Origin of the sequence: Dyella sp. SG562 (assembly GCF_011759495.1) — a bacterium.
Classification (GTDB): Bacteria; Pseudomonadota; Gammaproteobacteria; order Xanthomonadales; family Rhodanobacteraceae; genus Dyella_D; species Dyella_D marensis.
Genome location: NZ_JAAOYS010000002.1, coordinates 651,062 through 669,867, shown reverse-complemented (window position 1 = coordinate 669,867; position 18,806 = coordinate 651,062). Strand labels below are relative to the sequence as shown.

13 protein-coding genes are annotated in these 18,806 nt (G+C 63.2%); 8 read left to right on the top strand and 5 right to left on the bottom strand.

Features of this window, described 5'->3' with window-relative positions; genetic code table 11:
- Positions 1-51: 51 nt before the first annotated feature.
- The 3 genes from FHW84_RS06460 to FHW84_RS06450 all read left to right on the top strand — a co-directional run bounded on the left by FHW84_RS06460 (position 52) and on the right by FHW84_RS06450 (position 3,163).
- Positions 52-1,506 carry a pectin acetylesterase-family hydrolase gene (locus tag FHW84_RS06460; protein WP_167253555.1) on the top strand — a complete coding sequence of 485 codons (1,455 nt, stop codon included), beginning with the start codon at positions 52-54 and terminating at the stop codon, positions 1,504-1,506.
- Positions 1,507-1,516: 10 nt separating this feature from the next.
- Positions 1,517-2,116 (top strand): hypothetical protein, encoded by a 600-nt coding sequence (locus FHW84_RS06455; RefSeq protein WP_167253553.1) that lies wholly within the window; start codon positions 1,517-1,519, stop codon positions 2,114-2,116.
- A gap of 747 nt (positions 2,117-2,863) precedes the next feature.
- A complete protein-coding gene (locus tag FHW84_RS06450; RefSeq protein WP_167253551.1) occupies positions 2,864-3,163 on the top strand; it encodes a hypothetical protein in 300 nt (99 codons plus the stop codon).
- 294 nt (positions 3,164-3,457) lie between these two features.
- Here FHW84_RS06450 and FHW84_RS06445 read toward each other — a convergent pair whose 3' ends face one another.
- From FHW84_RS06445 to FHW84_RS06430, 4 genes are all read right to left on the bottom strand, one after another.
- Entirely contained in the window at positions 3,458-3,802 is a 345-nt protein-coding gene (locus FHW84_RS06445; protein WP_167253549.1) for a DUF6572 domain-containing protein, read from the bottom strand.
- Positions 3,803-3,929: 127 nt separating this feature from the next.
- Positions 3,930-4,307: a hypothetical protein gene (locus FHW84_RS06440; protein ID WP_167253547.1), complete on the bottom strand. Its 378-nt coding sequence runs from the start codon at positions 4,305-4,307 to the stop codon at positions 3,930-3,932.
- A 111-nt stretch (positions 4,308-4,418) separates the two neighbouring features.
- Entirely contained in the window at positions 4,419-4,838 is a 420-nt protein-coding gene (locus tag FHW84_RS06435; RefSeq protein WP_167253545.1) for a sel1 repeat family protein, read from the bottom strand.
- 3 nt (positions 4,839-4,841) lie between these two features.
- Positions 4,842-9,668 carry an RHS repeat-associated core domain-containing protein gene (locus FHW84_RS06430; RefSeq protein WP_167253542.1) on the bottom strand — a complete coding sequence of 1,609 codons (4,827 nt, stop codon included), beginning with the start codon at positions 9,666-9,668 and terminating at the stop codon, positions 4,842-4,844.
- Positions 9,669-9,985: 317 nt separating this feature from the next.
- Here FHW84_RS06430 and FHW84_RS06425 point away from each other — a divergent pair, with 317 nt between their 5' ends.
- From FHW84_RS06425 to FHW84_RS06405, 5 genes are all read left to right on the top strand, one after another.
- The gene (locus FHW84_RS06425; RefSeq protein WP_167253540.1) at positions 9,986-11,212 is read left to right on the top strand and encodes a parallel beta-helix domain-containing protein; all 1,227 of its coding nucleotides are present in this window, start codon (positions 9,986-9,988) and stop codon (positions 11,210-11,212) included.
- Positions 11,213-11,222: 10 nt separating this feature from the next.
- The gene (locus FHW84_RS06420) at positions 11,223-12,371 is read left to right on the top strand and encodes an SO2930 family diheme c-type cytochrome (RefSeq protein ID WP_167253538.1); all 1,149 of its coding nucleotides are present in this window, start codon (positions 11,223-11,225) and stop codon (positions 12,369-12,371) included.
- Positions 12,372-12,438: 67 nt separating this feature from the next.
- Positions 12,439-14,886, top strand: a complete 2,448-nt coding sequence (locus FHW84_RS06415) for a TonB-dependent receptor (RefSeq protein ID WP_167253536.1) — start codon at positions 12,439-12,441, stop codon at positions 14,884-14,886.
- A 4-nt stretch (positions 14,887-14,890) separates the two neighbouring features.
- Complete coding sequence (locus FHW84_RS06410) at positions 14,891-16,303, top strand: coniferyl aldehyde dehydrogenase (protein ID WP_167253534.1); 1,413 nt, start codon at positions 14,891-14,893, stop codon at positions 16,301-16,303.
- Positions 16,304-16,478: 175 nt separating this feature from the next.
- On the top strand, positions 16,479-17,063 hold the full coding sequence (locus tag FHW84_RS06405) for a hypothetical protein (protein WP_167253532.1): 585 nt from the start codon (positions 16,479-16,481) through the stop codon (positions 17,061-17,063).
- Here the strand turns inward: FHW84_RS06405 and FHW84_RS06400 are convergent.
- Positions 17,060-18,499 (bottom strand): outer membrane protein transport protein, encoded by a 1,440-nt coding sequence (locus FHW84_RS06400; protein ID WP_167253530.1) that lies wholly within the window; start codon positions 18,497-18,499, stop codon positions 17,060-17,062. The two genes, FHW84_RS06405 and FHW84_RS06400, sit on opposite strands and share 4 nt — an antisense overlap.
- Positions 18,500-18,806 lie beyond the last annotated feature (307 nt).

Here is an 18,806-nt window from a genome sequence, read left to right as displayed (position 1 = left end):
ACGCGATCGTGACCCACGTATCTCGTGCCGATTGGATTCGGAGGAGCCGACATGTCCCTACGCCGCACATCCTTGGCTGCCCTGCTGGGCGGCTTTCTGCTTTGCAATGCCGCGCCCGTGCTGCACGCCGAAGAAGGCGATTACACGCCGCTGCAGGTGCTGCTCAACCTGATCAGCCCGCCGAAGGCCGATCATCCGGTGACGCCGGATCAGCGATTGGGGCCTTACCCGTTATTGAGCAACCCGGCGGGTTTTGCCGATGGCTTCAAGCCCGGTGCTTACGATCAATGGCAGACCATTCAACTGGCGCCGGAAACCGGGGCGATCTGCGGCAATGGTTCGCCGTATAAATTCTTCCTGCTGCGCAGCGCGCAGACCACCAATACCGTGGTCTATATGGAAGGCGGCGGCGCCTGCTGGGATTACGGCAGTTGCACCGGCCAGTCGGGTATTCGCGGTGCGCGCAACCCTAATGGCATTCCCGATAACTACATGACCATCAACAACCCGGGCGCGCTGCTGGTCAGCCCGTTCGTGGGGCGGCTCAATCTGCTGGACCTGGTGAACCTGCTCAATGGCGAGTTGCCGCAATTGCAGCCATTGAAGACGCAGCAGTGGAATATCGTCTATGCGCCGTATTGCACCGGCGACATCTATTCGGGCGACCGGGTGGCGGTGTATCCGGATCCGAGCGGGCAGCATGAGCCGTTGATCTGGCATCACAACGGCCTGCGCAATGAGCGCGCGATGCTGGCGTGGCTGAAGGATCATTTGCCGCGGCCCGGCCAGATGCTTTCCACCGGTTGCAGCGCTGGCGGCACCGGCAGCCTTACCAACTATGCGGCACGCCGCAAGGATATGGGTTCGCCGCGTTCGTTCCTGCTCGATGATTCCGGGCCGATCTTCTCCGCACCGACGGGCGGCAGTTCGGCGGATTATCCATCCGCACCGCTGTTCGCGCAGATCCGCCAGGCCTGGGGCCTGGATGCAGCGAACGGGCCGCTGAATACGCTGCAGCATTACCTGCCCACGTTCGATCGCAGCGACATGGGCAGCATCTATCCTGCACTGTCGGCGGAGTTTCCGAACGACCGCCTGGGCCATACGCATTTCTGGCAGGACCTCAATTACTCCAGCTATTCGTATGAGCGCTTCTATCCGGAGATCGCCAATGCGCCGGACGAGGCAACCAAGGAGCGGCTGATTCACCAGCTGTGGGCGATCGACACCAGCCGGCTGCGCCAGACCACCGATGGCTTGAATAACTTCGGCGGTTATTTCCCGCAGTACCGCTCGCTCAACGAGAGCCACTGCACCACCATCGTGGATCTGCGCAATGGCGATATCCAGGATCAGCATCTGGAGCTGATCGACTTTATCAACAACGTGCTGGATGGACAGGGGCGCGTACTGCACGCCTCGGAGGCCAGCGATGCGGCGGACCGGGCGAAGCCGGTGAATCCGCTGTATGTGCTGGTGAATCAGTTGCTCAGTAACGGGTTGTGAGGTGAGACGGATGAAACCTGTGGTTGCCGTGGTGGCTGTGTGTGGCCTCGGCCTGGGCGGGCTTTGGCTTGCCTGGCCGGGGCCGCATCCGGCGGCACCGGTGCGTGCCGCTGCAACGGTAGCTGCGCCGCCACCGGTGGCGGCGATGGCGGACAGTGCGGTGGTACGCGAGTATCGGGAACGCGAGCGTTTTGGCGACGACGTGCACGACTTCTTCGCTCGCGCACGTTCGCTGGATCCGGTGGCACGTCAGCGCCAGGCGGACGCCTTGCGTGAGGAGTTGCGCCAGCGCGAGGCGGATCGTTCGATCAGCGCGGGCGAGTCGATGAACCTGCAGATCGCCCTGGTGCGGGTGACGGTGGACGATCCGCAGGAGCAGGCCGATGCGCTCAACGCGCTGGGTGAGCAGTTCCGCGCGCAGGCGGATCAGGCAAACCAGGCCTGGTTGCAGCAGCTGGCGGCCGATCCGCAGTTTCAGCGTTACAAGCAGGATGAGCGGCGCATCGTGGAGGCGGTGATGGCGATGCCGGTGATTCCTGGCGGCATGAGTCGCGATGCGTATCTACGTGAGCAGTTGCAGCAGGCGCGTGAGGCGGCGTATCGAAGATAGAACCCACCCAGCTATCGCAGCCCCACAACACCGTCATCCCGGCGCAGGCCGGGATCCAGTAACGGGGCGCTAGATGGAGCGACGTGCTTCAAGGCCGCGCTGTTGACGCTACCGCGACAATCGAGCGCTGTCGCCACTGGATGATTCGCTTCGCTCACCCCTTCGGGGCCGCCCTACGGACGTTCTTCGCGCTGCGCGCTCGTCCGGCCTACGCCGGAATGACGGCGCTACAAATCGGATTCTCCCTACAGACAACCCTAAATTGCTCTGCTAGCGTGTTTGCGTTGCCCACGCTGTGGTTTCGATGCGCGTCGCGGGCAACCATGGCAGCAATGTCGTGAGAGCGCGGGCCAAGGGTGGTGAGACACCCCTGACCCGCTAACCACAACCAATTGTCTAAGGAATTGATCATGGCTAACCCAGATCATACGGGATTCGCACGCTCGCCGATCCCCAGGGCGACACACCCTCCGACTAATCGGGCCGTCCGCTTCTACCGCGGGCACGGTTGAAGAACCGCGGTCTAAGAGTTTTCGCAGGTAATAAATCCTAGCCGCGAAACCCGGCGCGTTGCCTTGTGCAACGGCGAAAGCGACCGAAGCCGCAACCCACTTCATCAATCAAGCCGCCCGGCGCCCATGCTTTGGGCTGTCGGTCAATCCCGAGTCCGTATGGTCGCGGCACGCCGTGCTGTTCTGGCGACGTGCCGTTCTCGGAACGGGAGCGGCGTATAGCAAGGAGCTGCTTATGAACGACGTTTTCGGCGAACCGTGGATGGTCCGCCATACCTCTTATTACTCCGACCCCGACGCCGGGCCGGACGCTTTGTTGAACGACGCCACGGAGTGGCTGCAGTACGCCTACAACGCCATCCGAGTACTGGCCGGGATGGCGCGCGAAGGCGGCGAAGTCGACACGGAGCATTTGCCGGTAATGCTGGAAGGCATCGCCACGTTTATCGACATGGGCACGCGTTGCGCGATGCTGGCGCATGGCCGGGTGCAGTGGTTGCAGTTACAGCACGAAACCACACAACCGCCAGCGTAGGTTGGGGTGAGCAAAGCGAACCCCAACAATGCGACGACCATCGCATGTTGGGGTTCCCCCAGCCTTGCCTACTTCCCGGGTTGATACGAAATCCTGAAGGGATGCCGCTTTGCGCTTTCATCTTTTGTGTCAGGTAAGCCACGTACAGATCGGCGAACAGGACCGTCAGCAGTGATGCCGCCTTGAGGAGGGTGCTGAGGAGTCTGGCGAACTTTGCGCTCAGGGCAGGCAGCGGCATCGCTCGATGTTGGCCAAAAAAATTTCTGCCCGATATATGCCGGCCAGGACACTCACTCAAGACGGTCGGCGATAACCGGCGGGAAGAGGATGAAACGAGAATTCATATCCCATCTCGCCCAACTGCTGCTTGGCGGCATTGAGAATGCGCAACGCGCTCTCGCTAGGCTTGTACTGCTGCACCAATTCGATACGAATCGGCAAGCCCACTGCGCCGGGAAGCGACTCAAAGATCTGGCCGGATCGGATGAAATCGAGATAGCAGGAAATCTTGCGCTCGAACAGGCGAACATGCCCCTCCTCATCCTCCCAATCGAGGTGATCGGAAATCAGAAGGACTGCCTTTCGGTCCAACTTGGATATTCCAAGCGAGTCGACGACGCGGTCATCTTCGATGGTCATCACGATCCCAGTGAGGAGAGAGACTTGTCATCCCTGATTGCCAGCTCGTACCACGCATAGATGCCGCACAGCATCTGCTTCCGACAGAGCGCATTCATAGCTCTCCTAGGTGGCAGTCCTGTTGTCTTTACATGCCCCAACGCGACTTCAGAAGCTCTAAATGCTTAGTGTTGTTCGCCGACGGGTGTCGTTGATAGATGGTCAAGACGTTCTTCCTTGCTTCAAGGTCGCCAGTGTCGCCGAGGCGCTCAAGCCACGAGATGCCCTGATCTTCGTCTCCCAGATAGAGCATGTAATAGTCAGCCAGCTTATTGATGGCGCTCACATCGCCTTTCGCTGCCTGGTCTTTTACCTTTGGAAGCTCGGATTGACTGATTGAAAAGCGCTCGCCTGGCGTTGGAGCCACCGTCTCCTGTGTGGCGTGGGCTGCACACCCGATGAGCACAACAGAGCTGAGCATTAGGGCAGCCAACACTCGAGAGATAGTTTGATTTTTCCGCGTCATGGGATCCCCCATGGCTCCCGGGCTATTAGTGTCCATTGAGATTTAACGTCACCCGTCCCTATTACCGCCCGGCTGATGGGCGATTCGTTATGACGTTAGCGCCCGGCCAATTCACCCCGGTGACATCGACTTTTCGATCTTCTGCAGCTCTAGCCTTGCATCAGGATCACCTTGCATCGCCGACTTCCTAAGCCAAAAGATCGCTCTCTTCTTATCATCGGCATTGCTGCTTTCGCTCAGCCGAGCCCAGACGTTGTACTGCGCCACCGCATTGCCATTCTCAGCAGCGATAGTCATCCAATAATCTGATCTGTCCAGGTCAAGCTTCACGCTGGCGTAATACATGGAAAGCCTGAGAGCAGCCTCGCCGGCTCCATTCCAGCCGTCCTCTGAGAGCTTGATAACCTCATCGGGACGAAGGTTCAGACTTGATACGGCCGAAACAATCTTGTCCGAACTCTTAGGACCCTGCGATTGCGCGAAAGCAGAGAATCCGACGAATAAAACAAACAAAAAAAAGATCGTCTTCATACGTCAATCCTTTGGGGTAAATGGAACTAGATCGCCATTCGGCGGCAACTTGGGTCCAGATAGATTGGCACCCGACTGGTTGAGCCAATTTATAGAAGGATCGTTGGCTGACGAAACGAAGAAGTCAACGCGCCCATCATGTGACCAGAGCCACCCAAAATTGTTAGGAGCCTTGACGTTCGCGCCAATCTTATTGGCGAAATACTGTGCAAAAGGAACGTGACTCCATCGCGTTCTATCTGGAGCATTCACATCAGGACGAGCCCCTGTATTGCATGCGAGCAGCAGCACGTCATCGCCCTGGTGATAAGCAGGATCTCGCTTGACCATATCTGCCAATCTCGTGGGATTTATTGTCTTTCCGTCTGGGCCCCATACCCAAACAGGAGTGCCGTGGGCAGCCACGATGTACGTTCCAGGGATAGGCTGAATATTCTGAGCTTGATCATACTCGGGCGTTCCAGGCTTAAAGAGATTTAGGTTGACCTGTAGACCCAGTGAGTCCACCGCTCCCAATGGGGCGCCACCTACATAGCCGTATGTAGTCAAACCGCCATCCAGGCCGATTGGATCGCTCTGGATATATCGCCCAACGGAGGGGTCGTAGGTGCGATTAACGTTGTCACGCAATCCCGTCTCTACGTCGTAGTACTGCCCAGGGAATCGCGGATTGAACGTATAACCTGTTGCAGACACCGGCTGGGCTTCACCGAACGCGTTGCTCTGGTAGGCCCACTGCCACTGCACCACGCTCGAATCATCCCTCACCACCCGCGCCGTGCCTAATCCGTCCGCGAGTACATAATTCACCTTCACCGCCGCCCCAATACCATCGACAACCGCTACCGGCAGCCCGTCCATCGAGATGTAGTCCCGATTCGTCGTGCCGTACTCACTCAGCAGCTGACTCCCCTCGTCATACGTGAAACGCTCGCTCACCGCCTGCGGCGCCGTCGCCGCCTTGGCCACACGCTGCCCCATCGCGTTGTAACTATAGTTAGCCACGGTCTGACCATTCCGCTGCACCACCGTCATCCGGTTCCGCCCGTTATAGCCATAACCAAACGCATCGCCACCCGAGGAGCTCCCCGTGGTGTTGCCGTTTGCGTCGTAACTGCGCGCACTACTGCCAATGCTGGTGAGCCAATGCGTGCCGCTCTGATAACCGTAAGTGCCGGTGGCTAGGCCACTGGCAGTCTTACTCAAGCGGTCGCCAGTCTTGTTATAGGTGTAGGACTCAATCGCTGCGCCAGTTGCATCATTGATGGATTTCAACCGATACAGCGCGTCATAGCGATACGTCTCCGTAGCCGGACTGGCCCCCGCCACATCGCCAAGCGCCGTAATATTGCCCATCACATCCCTGGCGAAATGCAGGTTGAGCGGCGCGCTCACAACATCGGTCAACGCATAATTCGCATCGTAGGTGCGCGTAACCTGCTTGCTGTAGCCAATCTTCCCCAGCATGTAGCTCGTTATGGGGCCGAGCGGCATATAGCTGACTGAGTCGACGATCGTGTTCGTCGTACCCGCGGTCGTCAGCGCCACCGACTGCACCCTTCCTACGAGATCCCGCGTATAGGTGACCACCACGCCACTGGGATAAGTGAGCGTCGCCAGCCGATCGGCGAGGGTATAGGTATAAGCCACCACATCCGTCTGCGTGCCCTGCGTCTGACTCTTGCGCACCACGTTGCCGCGCACGTCGTAGCAATAGATCGTGGTGACATTGGCCTCCACGACCCGGGTCAAGCGACCAATGGGATACGAACCCGTGCAGCCCGTGACGCTATCGGCCTCGTCGTAGTACCAGGCGACATTGTCAGCCGTCTGCGGGTACGTCGCCGAAGTGCGCCGGTTCAAGGCATCGAACGTCTGGGTGACCTGGACGCCACGCGCGTCAGTCACCGAAATGGCGTTACCCGCCTTGTCGACGATGGCGCTGGAATTGCCCGTATCCGGACTATGCAGCCCCACCTGATCGCCAAAGGCATTGTGGTCGTACACCGTATTGAGCGCATCCGGATCGCCAACGCCCGCCATCCGGCCGAGCGCGTCGTACTGATACACCGTCTGCGCATTGCGCGTCGCCTGATCGCTGCCGTTGAAATCCTCGGTCGCTCCCACCACGCGATTCAAAGCGTCATAGTCGCGCCTGAGCTGGACATTCAAGCCGTCGGCCGCATGCACCAGATTGCCGTTGGCGTCGTAGCTGTCCGTATACGCCGCGCTCATGACGCTGCGATTGAGTGCGTCCTGCACGCCCGTAAGCTGCCCCAAGGTGTTGTACGAGCGGGTCAGGCTCCGCGTCACGACGCCGTTGTTGGCATTCGCCACCTGTTCCTTGATGCGGTTGCCCGCCGCGTCCAGCGTGAAGTTCACATACTCGCCGTTGCCGTTGCGGATCTGCGTCAGGCGGTGCGCGGAGTCATAGCCGTAGGTGGCGGTGACATTGTCCGGGTCGGTCACGGTGGTGACGTTTCCGGCGTTGCTGTAACCGTACTGGGTGACGGCATCCTTCGCGGACGCCGACCCGTTGGCATTGGCGCGCACCGTGCGGCTGAGCAGCCATCCGCGGGACTTGTACGTCAGGTCAGTGATGACCCCATTCGGATCGACCGTCCGCGTGGGCCGCCCACTCTTGTCATAGGCAGCAAAGGTAATGACCTGGCCGAGCGCATTCGTCACTGACTTGAGGTCACCGTGCTGCCACTGCGTGCCGTCGGTGAGGTAGTACTGATAGGTCGTGGTCTGCGCGATATCGGTACGCGGACCAGTGGCGCTGAGCATCAGGCCGACCAGCGGACACTGCACGGCATCCACGGCCGTGCAATAGGTATAGGTGGTACGGCGTACGCCTTCGGGCGCCGTGCCGGTGTTCGAGCAGGTGTAACCCGCGGCGGAGGCGGCGCCCGGGTCGATCTCGCAATAGGCCAGCACTTGGCCCATCGTGCTGTATGCCCACCCAGTTGAGGCAACCGCGTGGCCCTGGCTATCCAGCACGCGCCGGCTCAACGGGCGCCGGAGCTGGTTGTCCCACACCGTAGTCGTGGTGCGCTGGTCGCTGGTGCCCACCGCCTCGACGGTCTGCAGCAGCAAGCCGTACTGGTCGTAAGTGACCTGCGTGGTGACGCCCTTGAAGTCCACATACGTCGCCGGAAAACCACGGCTGTCGTAAGTGCGGCTCTTCCAGCGCTGCCCGCAATCGGGGCTGCACGGTGCGTCCATGGAGCTGACGCGCGCCAACCCTGCGACCGCCGACATGCCGATCTTCACCGTATTACCCAGCGGATAGGTGACGGAAGCGGAACCGTCGGCGTTATAGGCAATCCGGGTGGCGCCCACGCCGCCGGCGAAGGTGGACGAGGTTGCCCGGCCTGCGTCGTCGTAAGTGATGGTCTCGTAACGCGCGCCGTTCTCGTCCTGGATGCCGGTCATCGCATTGGGCAGGCTGGTCTGCCCGATATAGGCGGCTTCGTTGAAACCATAGAGACGATAGTTGGAGTCGGGATACGTCACCTGGGCCAGGTTGCTGCTGGCCGTGACGTAGTAGTAGTTAAGCGTTTTATTGTCCGGCAACGTAATGGAGTTCAGGCGCGCGGAGCTGTCGTAGTAGAAAGTCAGCTTCCGGCCTTTGGAATCGGTGACGGTCTTGAGCAGCCCCAAGCGGGGGTAGTACGTCGACGTCGTCGTGCTGTAGGTCAGCGTGATGCCCTGGCCATCCTGTCCAAGCACCTGGATCAGCTTGCCGGTGCTGTCATAGGTTTCCGTTTCGCGGCTGCCGCCGATAAACACCGAATAGCCGGCAAGCACGCCCTGGCCGTCGCGGATTTCCGCGAGCTGGTCCACCGGAAGATCCGTCACCCAGGCGCTGCCCGACTTGGTGAACGTCTCCTGCTTGCCGTCCGGCCGCAGCATGATGATGGTCGCCACCGGCGTGCCGATCAGGCGCAGCGAGCGGTCGAAGCTATGGCGCCAGCGGAAACCGAGATTGGCCGGCGCCACCGCGCCGCTGCTGTTGTAGAAGCGGCGGAAGGTCAGCCAGTAGCTGGCGGTGTAGTCGTCTTCCTGCAGGTAGTAGCTGCCCGTGCCGGCATCGATCGGATCGCCGACCTTGGGCGAACCCATGGCCTCGGCGCAGGACGAACCATTGGCATTGCCACTCGCACCGGAACCGCTGCCGCTGCCGCCGCCCGGCGAACCCAGGCCGCCATCGCACGGCGCGCCGCTGCCGAGATTCCTGGCCACGTCGCCGCCGAAGCGAACGGCGCTGACCGTGCCCGGCTTGCAACCGGTCACCGCCGTCCAGGTGCCGCTGAAACTGGCCCCGTCCGCCGTCACATTGAGAGTGGACGTGGTCTGGCAAGGCGTGTTCGTGCCGGAACCCCGCGCAACCACCGACGCATCGCTCAAGGTCAAGGTGCTGCCGGACACCGTGCCGGTGACGGACCAGGTGTACCAGTTGGTTGCGCCGTTCGCCTGCGGCGTCGTCTTCCGGGTTCCGGTGACGTTGCCGCTATCGTCCTGCCGCAGGTCGTACTCCTCTTCCCATGCCGCGGCGGTTGCATCGCCAGGGGCCTGCAGGTTGCCATGCCACAGCCCGGTCACATTGACTGTCGCAGTCGCGGCAGCGCTGGCAACGGCCTGCCGCTGCGCCAGCCACGGAGCCACGGCGGGGCTTCCGCTGTAGTCCTGGGCATGCGCCGCGGAGACGGCGAGCATGGCCATGCAACCGAGCGCGAACGCCGGCTGCTTGAAGAAGCGGTACAGGCGCTCGCGAACCGAGCGCATCGAGATGGCGCGCAGGCGCGCGCGGACAAGGCTGGTCACCCATCACTCCTTTGACGGTCAAGCGTTCCAATCGCATGTGGCCGGGCTGGCGGCGCCCCTTGTGCAACCAGGGGAAGGACGCTCGCGAACCCTACTCAAGAATGTCGAAGGTTTGCAAAGACTGCGTGAAGGATTGGTGGTGATCTCAGCTTCCGGCCTCTGCACCCTGCGATCGCGCCGAGGCCAGATATCACCCGGGCCGCATCCCCACGTTGGCCGCTTTGCCCCCCACCCCCTGGCCGTTCCCCCCTCCCCCCGCCGTAAGCCTTGCGCAACAGTACCCCGTCGATTCGGTTTCCTGGGGAGGCTCGCCGGACATGCGCAAGTTGCTACTCACGGTCGCGCTCGGCGCGGCCCTCGCCGCGTGCAGCGGCCACGATCAGTCCACCGCCCAGAACGAAGGCGGCGACGCCTTCCAGGCCAAGCTGCAACAGCAGCTGCTGGATGCCAAGGCGGGCAGCGTGATCGAGATTCCGGCGGGGCATTACCACCTCAATCGCGGCCTCAGCCTGCGCACGGACGGCGTGACCATCCGCGGCGCGGGCAAGGACAAGACGGTGCTGTCGTTCAAGGGCCAGGTGGTGGGGCCGGAAGGCCTGCTGGTGAATGCCAGCGACTTCACCATCGAGAACCTGTCGCTGGAAGACACCAAGGGCGACGCGCTGAAGATCAACCAGGGCAAGAACATCACCATCCGCGGCGTGCGCGTGGCGTGGACCGATGGCCCCAAGACCACCAACGGCGCCTACGGCCTGTATCCGGTGAAGACCGAGAACGTGCTGATCGAAGACTCCTCGGTCACCGGTGCGTCGGACGCCGGCATCTATGTGGGCCAGTCGAAGAACATCGTGGTGCGGCGCAACCGCGCCGAGCAGAACGTGGCCGGCATCGAAATCGAGAACTCGATCGATGCGGACGTGTACGACAACGTCGCCACCGGCAACACCGGCGGCATCCTGGTCTTCAACATGCCCAACCTGTCGCAGGCCGGCAAGGCCACGCGCGTGTTCAAGAACCAGGTCAATGCCAACAACCTCGACAACTTCGCCGCCAAGGGCGCGGCGGTGGCGAGCGTGCCGGCCGGTTCCGGCGTGGTGGTCAACTCCAATGACAAGGTGGAGATCTTCGACAACGACATCGCCGACCACCGCACGGCGAACGTGATCATCTCCAGCTACTTCTCCACCAACTACTACAACACCAAGGGCGTGGCGGCCGATTACAACCCGTATCCGAAGGGCATCTTCGTCTACGGCAACCGCTTCAAGGGCGGCGGTGAATCGCCGGACGGCATGAAGCTGAAAGTGTTGAAGAGCGCCGTGTACGGTATGAGCGGCCGCTTCCCGGACGTGCTGTGGGACGGCTATGCCGACACCAAGCACGGCCCGGTCGGCGCCAACGACCGCATCTGCATCGCCGGCGCCAACGGCGTGCTCAATGCCGACGGCCCGAACGACTACAAGAACCCCAGCACCGACACCAAGCCGTACGAGTGCACCTTGCCGAAGCTGCCGCCGGTCGTGCTCGACGCGGCCAAGTCCTGAGGCGGTGGCGATGCGCAAGCGGTTTCTGCAAGGCGCCTTCGCGCTGCTGGCGGCGGTTGTGCTTGCCGGTTGCCAGCAGGGCATGGCGCCGGTGGCGTTTCATGCCGACGGCCGGCCGCCGAAGCTGAGCGACTGGCATGTGGTGGAAGCACGCGGCGGCAAGCTGGTGCTCAACCAGGGCGTGGTGCCGTACGACCTCAACACGCCGCTGTTCACCGACTACGCGCACAAGCTGCGCACGATCTGGATGCCCAAGGGCACGGCGGCGAAGTACGACGCCACCGACACCTTCGACTTCCCGGTCGGCACGGTGATCAGCAAGACCTTCTATTACCCGAGGACGGCGGACGGCAAGGCCGGCGACGTGGCGCGCACTTACGACAGCGCGCACGACTTCGCCGGCGAAGGGCTGGACCTGTCCAAGGTGCATCTGGTGGAAACGCGCATCCTGGTGCATCGCGCGGAAGGCTGGGCGGCGATTCCTTATGTATGGAACGACGCGCAGACCGAAGCCGACCTCGCCCGCACCGGCGCGGTGCTGCCGCTCACCCTGGTGGCGGATGACAAGTCGCGCGAAGACTTCAACTACGTGGTGCCCGACGAAAGCCAGTGCTCCAGCTGCCATGCGCAGGACTGGGTGTCGCGCAAGATCCATCCGATCGGCCCGAAGGCGCGCCATCTCAACCGCGACTACCACTACGCGGACGGCACGCAGAACCAGCTCGAACATTTGATCAAAGCAGGCTATCTCACCGGCGCACCCGCCAGCGCGCAGGCGCCGCGCAATGCCAACTGGATGGACGAGCACGCCGCGCTCGATGCCCGCGCACGCGCCTATCTCGACATCAACTGCGGCCATTGCCACAACGCCAAGGGCGCGGCCAACACCACCGGCCTGACGCTGGAAGCCAGCGCGCCGGAAGACCGCCACCTCGGCATCTGCAAACCGCCCGTCGCCGCGGGCCGCGGCACCGGCGACCACCTGTTCGACATCGTGCCCGGCCAGCCGGACGACTCGATCATCGCCTACCGCATGGCCTCGGCCGACCCGGGCGAGATGATGCCGGAACTGGGCCGCAGCACCGTGCACCGCGAGGGCGTGGCGCTGATCAAGGCCTGGATCGCGGCGCAGCAAGGGGGCTGCGTCACGGTGCGCTGAACACACACAAGAACCAGCACGGCGACCGCGTGGGGACGCGGCGCCGTCCACGAGGGGAGAACCGCCGATGAGCATCCGTCCACGTCCGCTGTCCGCCGCGCTGCGCCAACTGCTGGGAAGCACCGCCTTGCTGCTATGCGCGCAGATCGTCCATGCCGACGACCAGAACGCCGCGCCCGCCGCGCAGGACCAGGCCGACCCGAACAAGGCCAAGCTGCTGGACAACATCACGGTGACGGCGCAGAGCCGCAGCCAGGAAATGCAGTCGGTGCCGATCCCGCTGCAGATCGTCACCGCCAAGCAGGTGGATACGCTGGCGGCGACCGACCTGAGCAAGATGGATATGTTCGTACCGGGCCTGGTGGTCAGCGCCGACCAGCCGACGCAGCCGCGCTACCAGTTGCGCGGCATCGCCACCAGCGACTTCGGCGTCGGCACCGAGCCGGCGGTGGGCGTGTATATCAACGGCGTGTACGCCGCACGCTCCGGCGGTGCGCTGCTGGCCTTCAACGACCTGGCGCGCATCGAGGTGCTGAAGGGCCCGCAGGGCACGCTGTTCGGCCGCAACGCGGCAGCCGGCGCCATCTCCATCGTCACCAACGAGCCGACTGATCGCTTCGAAGGCAAGGCGCGCCTGCGCGTCGGCAACTACGGCAAGGTCTATGGCGACGCGCTGCTGAACCTGCCCATCAACAAGGACATGGCGCTGCGCGTCAGCGCGTACGACAACCAGAGCGACGGCTGGGTCAAGGATGCCGCCACCGGCAAGCGCTACGGCGAGGACAACGACTGGGGCACGCGCGCGGTGTTCCGCTGGAACCTCACGCCCGATACGCGCATGCTGCTGTCCTGGGATCACGAGAAGCTCAACCAGCCGCCGCATCCGGCCTTCGGCCTGGTGCCGCTGTCCAACGATACCAACCAGCGCCCACCCTTTCCGGCCGATCCCGCCACCTATCTCAACCCGCTGCACGCGCCGCTGTACAACGACTCGGTCGGCGGCCGCGAATCGCGCACGTTCGACGGCGTGACGCTGAGCTTCGACCACTCCTTCAGCTGGGGCAGCCTGGTGTCCACCACCGCGTGGCGTGGCTTCGACACGTTCAACCGCGGCGACTACGACGGCACCAACCATATCGTCAGCTATCTCGATACCACCAATATCGAGCACAACAACAGCTGGTACCAGGAGTTCAAGCTGTCCGGCACCACCGGCATTGCCGACTGGGTCGGCGGCGTGAGCTACTACCAGGAGCAGGCGCGGCAGACCAGCCAGACCAATATCTTTACCGACAGCCTCGACACGCTTGCCAACAACATCATGGGCGTGGGCACGCCGCTCACCGACATCAGCAATGCGCTGGCGGGTTTTGGCTTGCCTTACACCTTGCTGGGCGATCCGTGGCACGAGGCGATCAGCAACGTCGGCAAGTTCAAGGCGTATGCGGCGTTCGGCGACGTGATCTGGCACGTCAGCGACCGCTTCAACATCACCAGCGGCATCCGCTACACGCGTGACCAGAAAACCTTCTCCTGGTACAACATGCCGCGCAGCGCGCCGCAGTTCGACGGCACCGTGCAGGCGCTGGACCAGGCCGGCGTGCTGGCCATGCTGCCGCCGGAAGCGCAGATGGCGCTGGCGGCGTTCGGCAACAACGTGATCTTTACCGACGCCGTGGGCGTACCGGTGCGCTTCCACAACACCTGGAACAACGTCAGCCCGCGCCTGGTGCTGGATTACAAATTTGCGCCGGACGTGATGGGCTACGCCTCGGTGACCAAGGGCTACAAGGCCGGCGGCTACAACAGCGTCCAGGTAGGCTCGCGCTTCGCGCCGGAGAAGGTGATCAATTACGAAGCCGGCCTGAAGACCACCTTCCCCGAGCACAACCTGATGCTCAACGGCTCGGTGTACTACTACCGCTACGACAACAAGCAATCGCTGAGCCTGGACCCGAACAGCGCCGGCTCCGGCGTGCCGCGCTACCTGGTCAACAGCACCGACCAGGAAGCCAAGGGCCTGGAACTGGAAGCCCTATGGCAACCGGTGCGCGACCTGCGGCTGAACTTCACCGGCGCGTACATCGATGCCACCTACCGTAAGGCGGTGGCCGATTCCGGCGCGGTGCTGACCGGCCAGCCCACCGGCGAGCCGCGCTTCTCCTACACGGCGGGCCTGGCCTATACGTGGCACAACGTCGCCAGCGGCCAGCTGGAGTTCAATCTGAACTACGCTTACCGCGGCAAGTCCCGCTGCAACGACGACTCGCGCCTGCAGGGCGAGTGCATCATCAGCCCCAACTTCAAGGTGGGCGAAGCGCAGAAACGCACCGACGCACGCCTGGACTGGCATGCGCCGGGCGACCGCTGGGGCGTCGCGCTGTATGCAAGCAACCTGTTCAACGACCGCTACGTGACCGGTGTGGACAACATCACCGCCACCGTATTCGGCACCCCGTACGCCAACATCACGCCGCCGCGCATGTGGGGCGTGGAATTCCGCGCCAAGTTCTAGACCGATGACCATCGAACCGCTCGACCTGAAGCTTCAACTCCAGCGCATGCGCGAAGCCCACGCACGCGAGCCCGCGCCGGGCTGGTCCGGGCGCGCCGCGCGCCTGCGTGCCTTGAGCGATCTGATCACGCAGCACCGGGGCGATATCGCGGAGGCCATCCACCAGGACTTCGGCGGCCGGCCGGCGCAGGAGACCGATCTGCTGGAGGTGTTTCCCAGCCTGTCGGCGATCCGCCACGCGCTGGCGCATGGCCGGCGCTGGATGAAGCCGAAGCGCAGTTGGCCGGGCCTGCTGTTTCTGCCGGCGCGCAACGAGATCCGGCCGCAGCCCTTGGGCGTGGTGGGCATCATCGTGCCGTGGAATTACCCGTTGTTTCTCGCTGCCGGCCCGATGGTGGATGCGCTGGCGGCCGGCAACCGGGTGATGGTGAAGATGAGCGAGTACACGCCGCATTTCTCGGCCTTGTTCGCGCAATTGGCGGCGCGGTATTTCAAGCCGGAGGACGTGTGCGTGGTGACGGGCGACGCGGATGTCGCGCAGGCGTTCTCCGCGTTGCCGTTCGATCATCTGTTGTTTACCGGTTCCACCGCGGTGGGGCGCCATGTGATGCGCGCGGCTTCCGCCAATCTCACGCCGGTAACGCTGGAGCTGGGCGGCAAGTCGCCGGCGATCGTCGGGCCGGGTGCGCGCTTCGAAAATGCAGTGGAACGTATCCTGGTCGGCAAGCTGTTCAATGCAGGGCAGACCTGCATTGCGCCGGATTACGTGTTGCTGCCGCGCGGTCGCGTCGACGCGTTTGTCGCTGCCGCGCGCGAGGTGGCGGCGCGTCTGTATCCCGAGCCGGTGCGCAACGAGCAGTACGCCAGCATCATTTCGGAACGCCAGTATCGACGCCTTGCCGCCTTGCGCGATGACGCGAAACGCGATGGCGCCACGGTCACCTTGATGGGCGGCGACGCCGACGACGTACCGCGGCGGCGCATGACGCCGGCCTTGCTCACCGGCGTCAGCGAAAGCATGGCGGTGATGCAGGAGGAGATCTTCGGCCCGCTGCTGCCCCTGGTTCCCTACGACGACATCGACCAGGCCATCGCCTACGTCGCCGCCCATCCGCACCCGCTGGCGCTCTACCTGTTCGAGGAAGACGGCGCCCTGGTCGACCGCGTACTCGCGCGCACCACGGCCGGCGGCGTAACCATCAACGACACGCTCTACCACATCGCTCAGCATGAGCTGCCGTTCGGCGGCGTGGGCCCTTCCGGCAGCGGCGGCTATCACGGCGAAGCGGGCTTCCGCACGTTCTCGCATATGAAGTCGGTGTTCCGGCAAGCGCGGGTCAATGGCGCGGGCCTGCTCAATCCGCCGTATGGCGAACGCTTCCGGAAGATGCTGGCGCTGATGCTCAAGCGCGGCTGACGTAGGTTGGGGTGAGCCGAAGGCGAACCCCAACAACGCATGCCACCTAAGAATCGTCGGAATCTGCTTCTGTCCTTCGCTTTTAAGGCGAAAGCTTATTGAGTACGAGGACCCCTGTTCGGAGTATCCGAAGCCCCATAGCCAGGCTTCATGCCGACACGGAGTTTATCGACTCATGTCCCCGCACAGACTCTTCCTCGCCTTGCTCACGCTGCTGTGCATGCTTCCACTGCATGCCCTGGCGGCCCAGAACGATCTCGTCGTCAGACTCCGCAGCCCGGATTCCCTGAGCGCCAGGGAATCTGGCCGGGTGATCGTCTCGATCACCAACAAGAGCCCAAGAGTCCTGCTCCTGCCGAGGGTCAAGACACCGCTTTTCAATCCCGACGATCACCTGATGAATAACTTCATGACGGTGCTCGATGCCAACGGCAAGCAAGCGAAGTTCATCGGGCGCTTTGTCACTCTGGTGTTCGAGGCGAAGCATTATTTCTACGTAGCTATCCAACCGGGGCAGACGCTTCAGAACGAGTTCGATCTCTCCCAGGATTACGACCTACGTGCCGGCGGCCCGTTCCGCGTCAGTTACAAGCAGGATTATGGTGAGACCGACCTTTATGAGTCCGAGGATTACGCGCCCAGCAAATCCGCCAGCAACGAGCTGACCATCTTTATCAGTAATGCCTTGCTCCGTGCCCATAAAAAAACCTCCCCGCTCGCACGGGGAGGTTTTTATCGTTCCGCTTGCCGCAATACTTAGAACTTGTACTGCGCCGACAAGCTCAGCAGGTTGCCGTAGTCGTCGGAGCTGCCGGTCAGCACGTCGTTGGTCGCGCTGATGGCGCCGTTCATGTGCGCTTCGTTGACGAAGATGTGCGTGTAGCCGGCGTTGATCTCGAAGTGCTCGCTGGCCTTGTAGCCCACGCCGAACGAGAGGAACTTGCGGGTCGAGTCCGGCACGCGCGGGCTGCGGGTGGCGGCGTAGGTCGGGGTGGTGTCCACCGAGACGCCGGCGCGCAGGGTCAGCTTGTCGTTGACGTAGTAGTCACCACCGACGGCGGCGTACCAGGTGTTGCGCCAGCTGTAGTTTTCCACGCTCGGCGGCTGCGCCGGGTTGCCGTAGTTGACGCGCAGCTGCTTGAACACGTCCCACTTGGTCCAGGCCAGGTCGAAGCCGATGCCGAACTTCTCGTCCTGGTGCCACACGCTGGCGGTGGCGGTGGCCGGGGTGGTGAAGTCGGCGGTGCCGGTGGTGTGGGTGAACGGCACGCCGCCGGCGCCGGCCAGCAGCGCGGCCACGGTCGGGTTGGCCAGCAGTGCCTGCACGTTGGTCGGGACGGTGAAGTTGCCCGTGCCTTCCAGCTTGTGGTCGATCTTGGCGCGGTAGTTGAAGGCGATGCGGTCGTTCGGGGTCAGCTTCCAGTAGCCGCCCAGCTGCCAGCCGTAGCCCCAGTCGTCGCCCTTGATGCGGGCCAGGCCGTCGCTGCCCGGGGGCACCACCAGGCCGACCTGCTGGCCCAGCGCCGCCGCCTGCGCCGGCGAGATGGCGCCGGCCTGCGCGGCCTGCTGCACCAGGCCCAGGCCCACGCTGTTGAAGTTGATCGCGCTGGTCAGCTCGGCGCTGGTGCGCTGGGCGATGAAGCTGGCGCCCACGGCGAAGTTGTCGGTCACGTCGAACGAGGCGGACAGCGTGCCGTCCAGAGACTCGAACTTCGACTTGATGCCGTTGTAGCGGCCGACCCAGTTGCGGTCGTATTCGGTGAGGAAGCCGAACGGCACCGAGAAGCCGGCGCCGATGTGCACGCGGTCGCTCACCTGGGTGGCGAAGAACAGCGCGGGCACCGGCATGGTGGTGCCGGCGTCGCCGCCGTTGCCGCCGCTGATCGGGCGGCCCAGGGCGTCGTGGGCGCTGCCGCTGAACTTGGTGCCGAAGTTGATCGCGGTGACGTCGGCCTGGAAGTAGGTGCCCTTCAGGTCGGTCATCGCGGCAGGATTGTTGACCACTACGGAGACGTCGCCGCCGGCGGTCGCCGAACCGGCGTAGGCGCGGCCCATCGACTTGGCGCTGTTTTCCTTGAGCTGGAAGGCGCTGGCTTCGGCGCGCTGCGGCGCGACCAGGGCGCCGGCCACGGCCAGGCTCAGGGCGGCGAAGGCGAGCGGGCGGGCCGCGCGCTTGAAGAAGAGAGAATTCGGCATCGGAAGCTCCTGCTTATCGTTAGTCCGGATCGGGGCACACAGTAAGGGGCTGACCGGTAAGAAAATTCATACGCGCGTTTGACATCCCCGGGCGGCACTGTGCCGTCTTAACGAAAGCCTTGCAAGTGCGGTCGCAGCAATGAAAGGTTCAGCCAAGCCGAGGGGCTGTTCCGGTGTCGATCACGGCTGTTCGGCCACGTATTGCGGGAGATCGTCGCCGCGCGCGTTGACCATCGCGGTCCAGGCGCGGACCATGGCGGATTGTCATCACCGGCCCGTCGCCTCGACGCGCCGCCGCTTTCGGGGC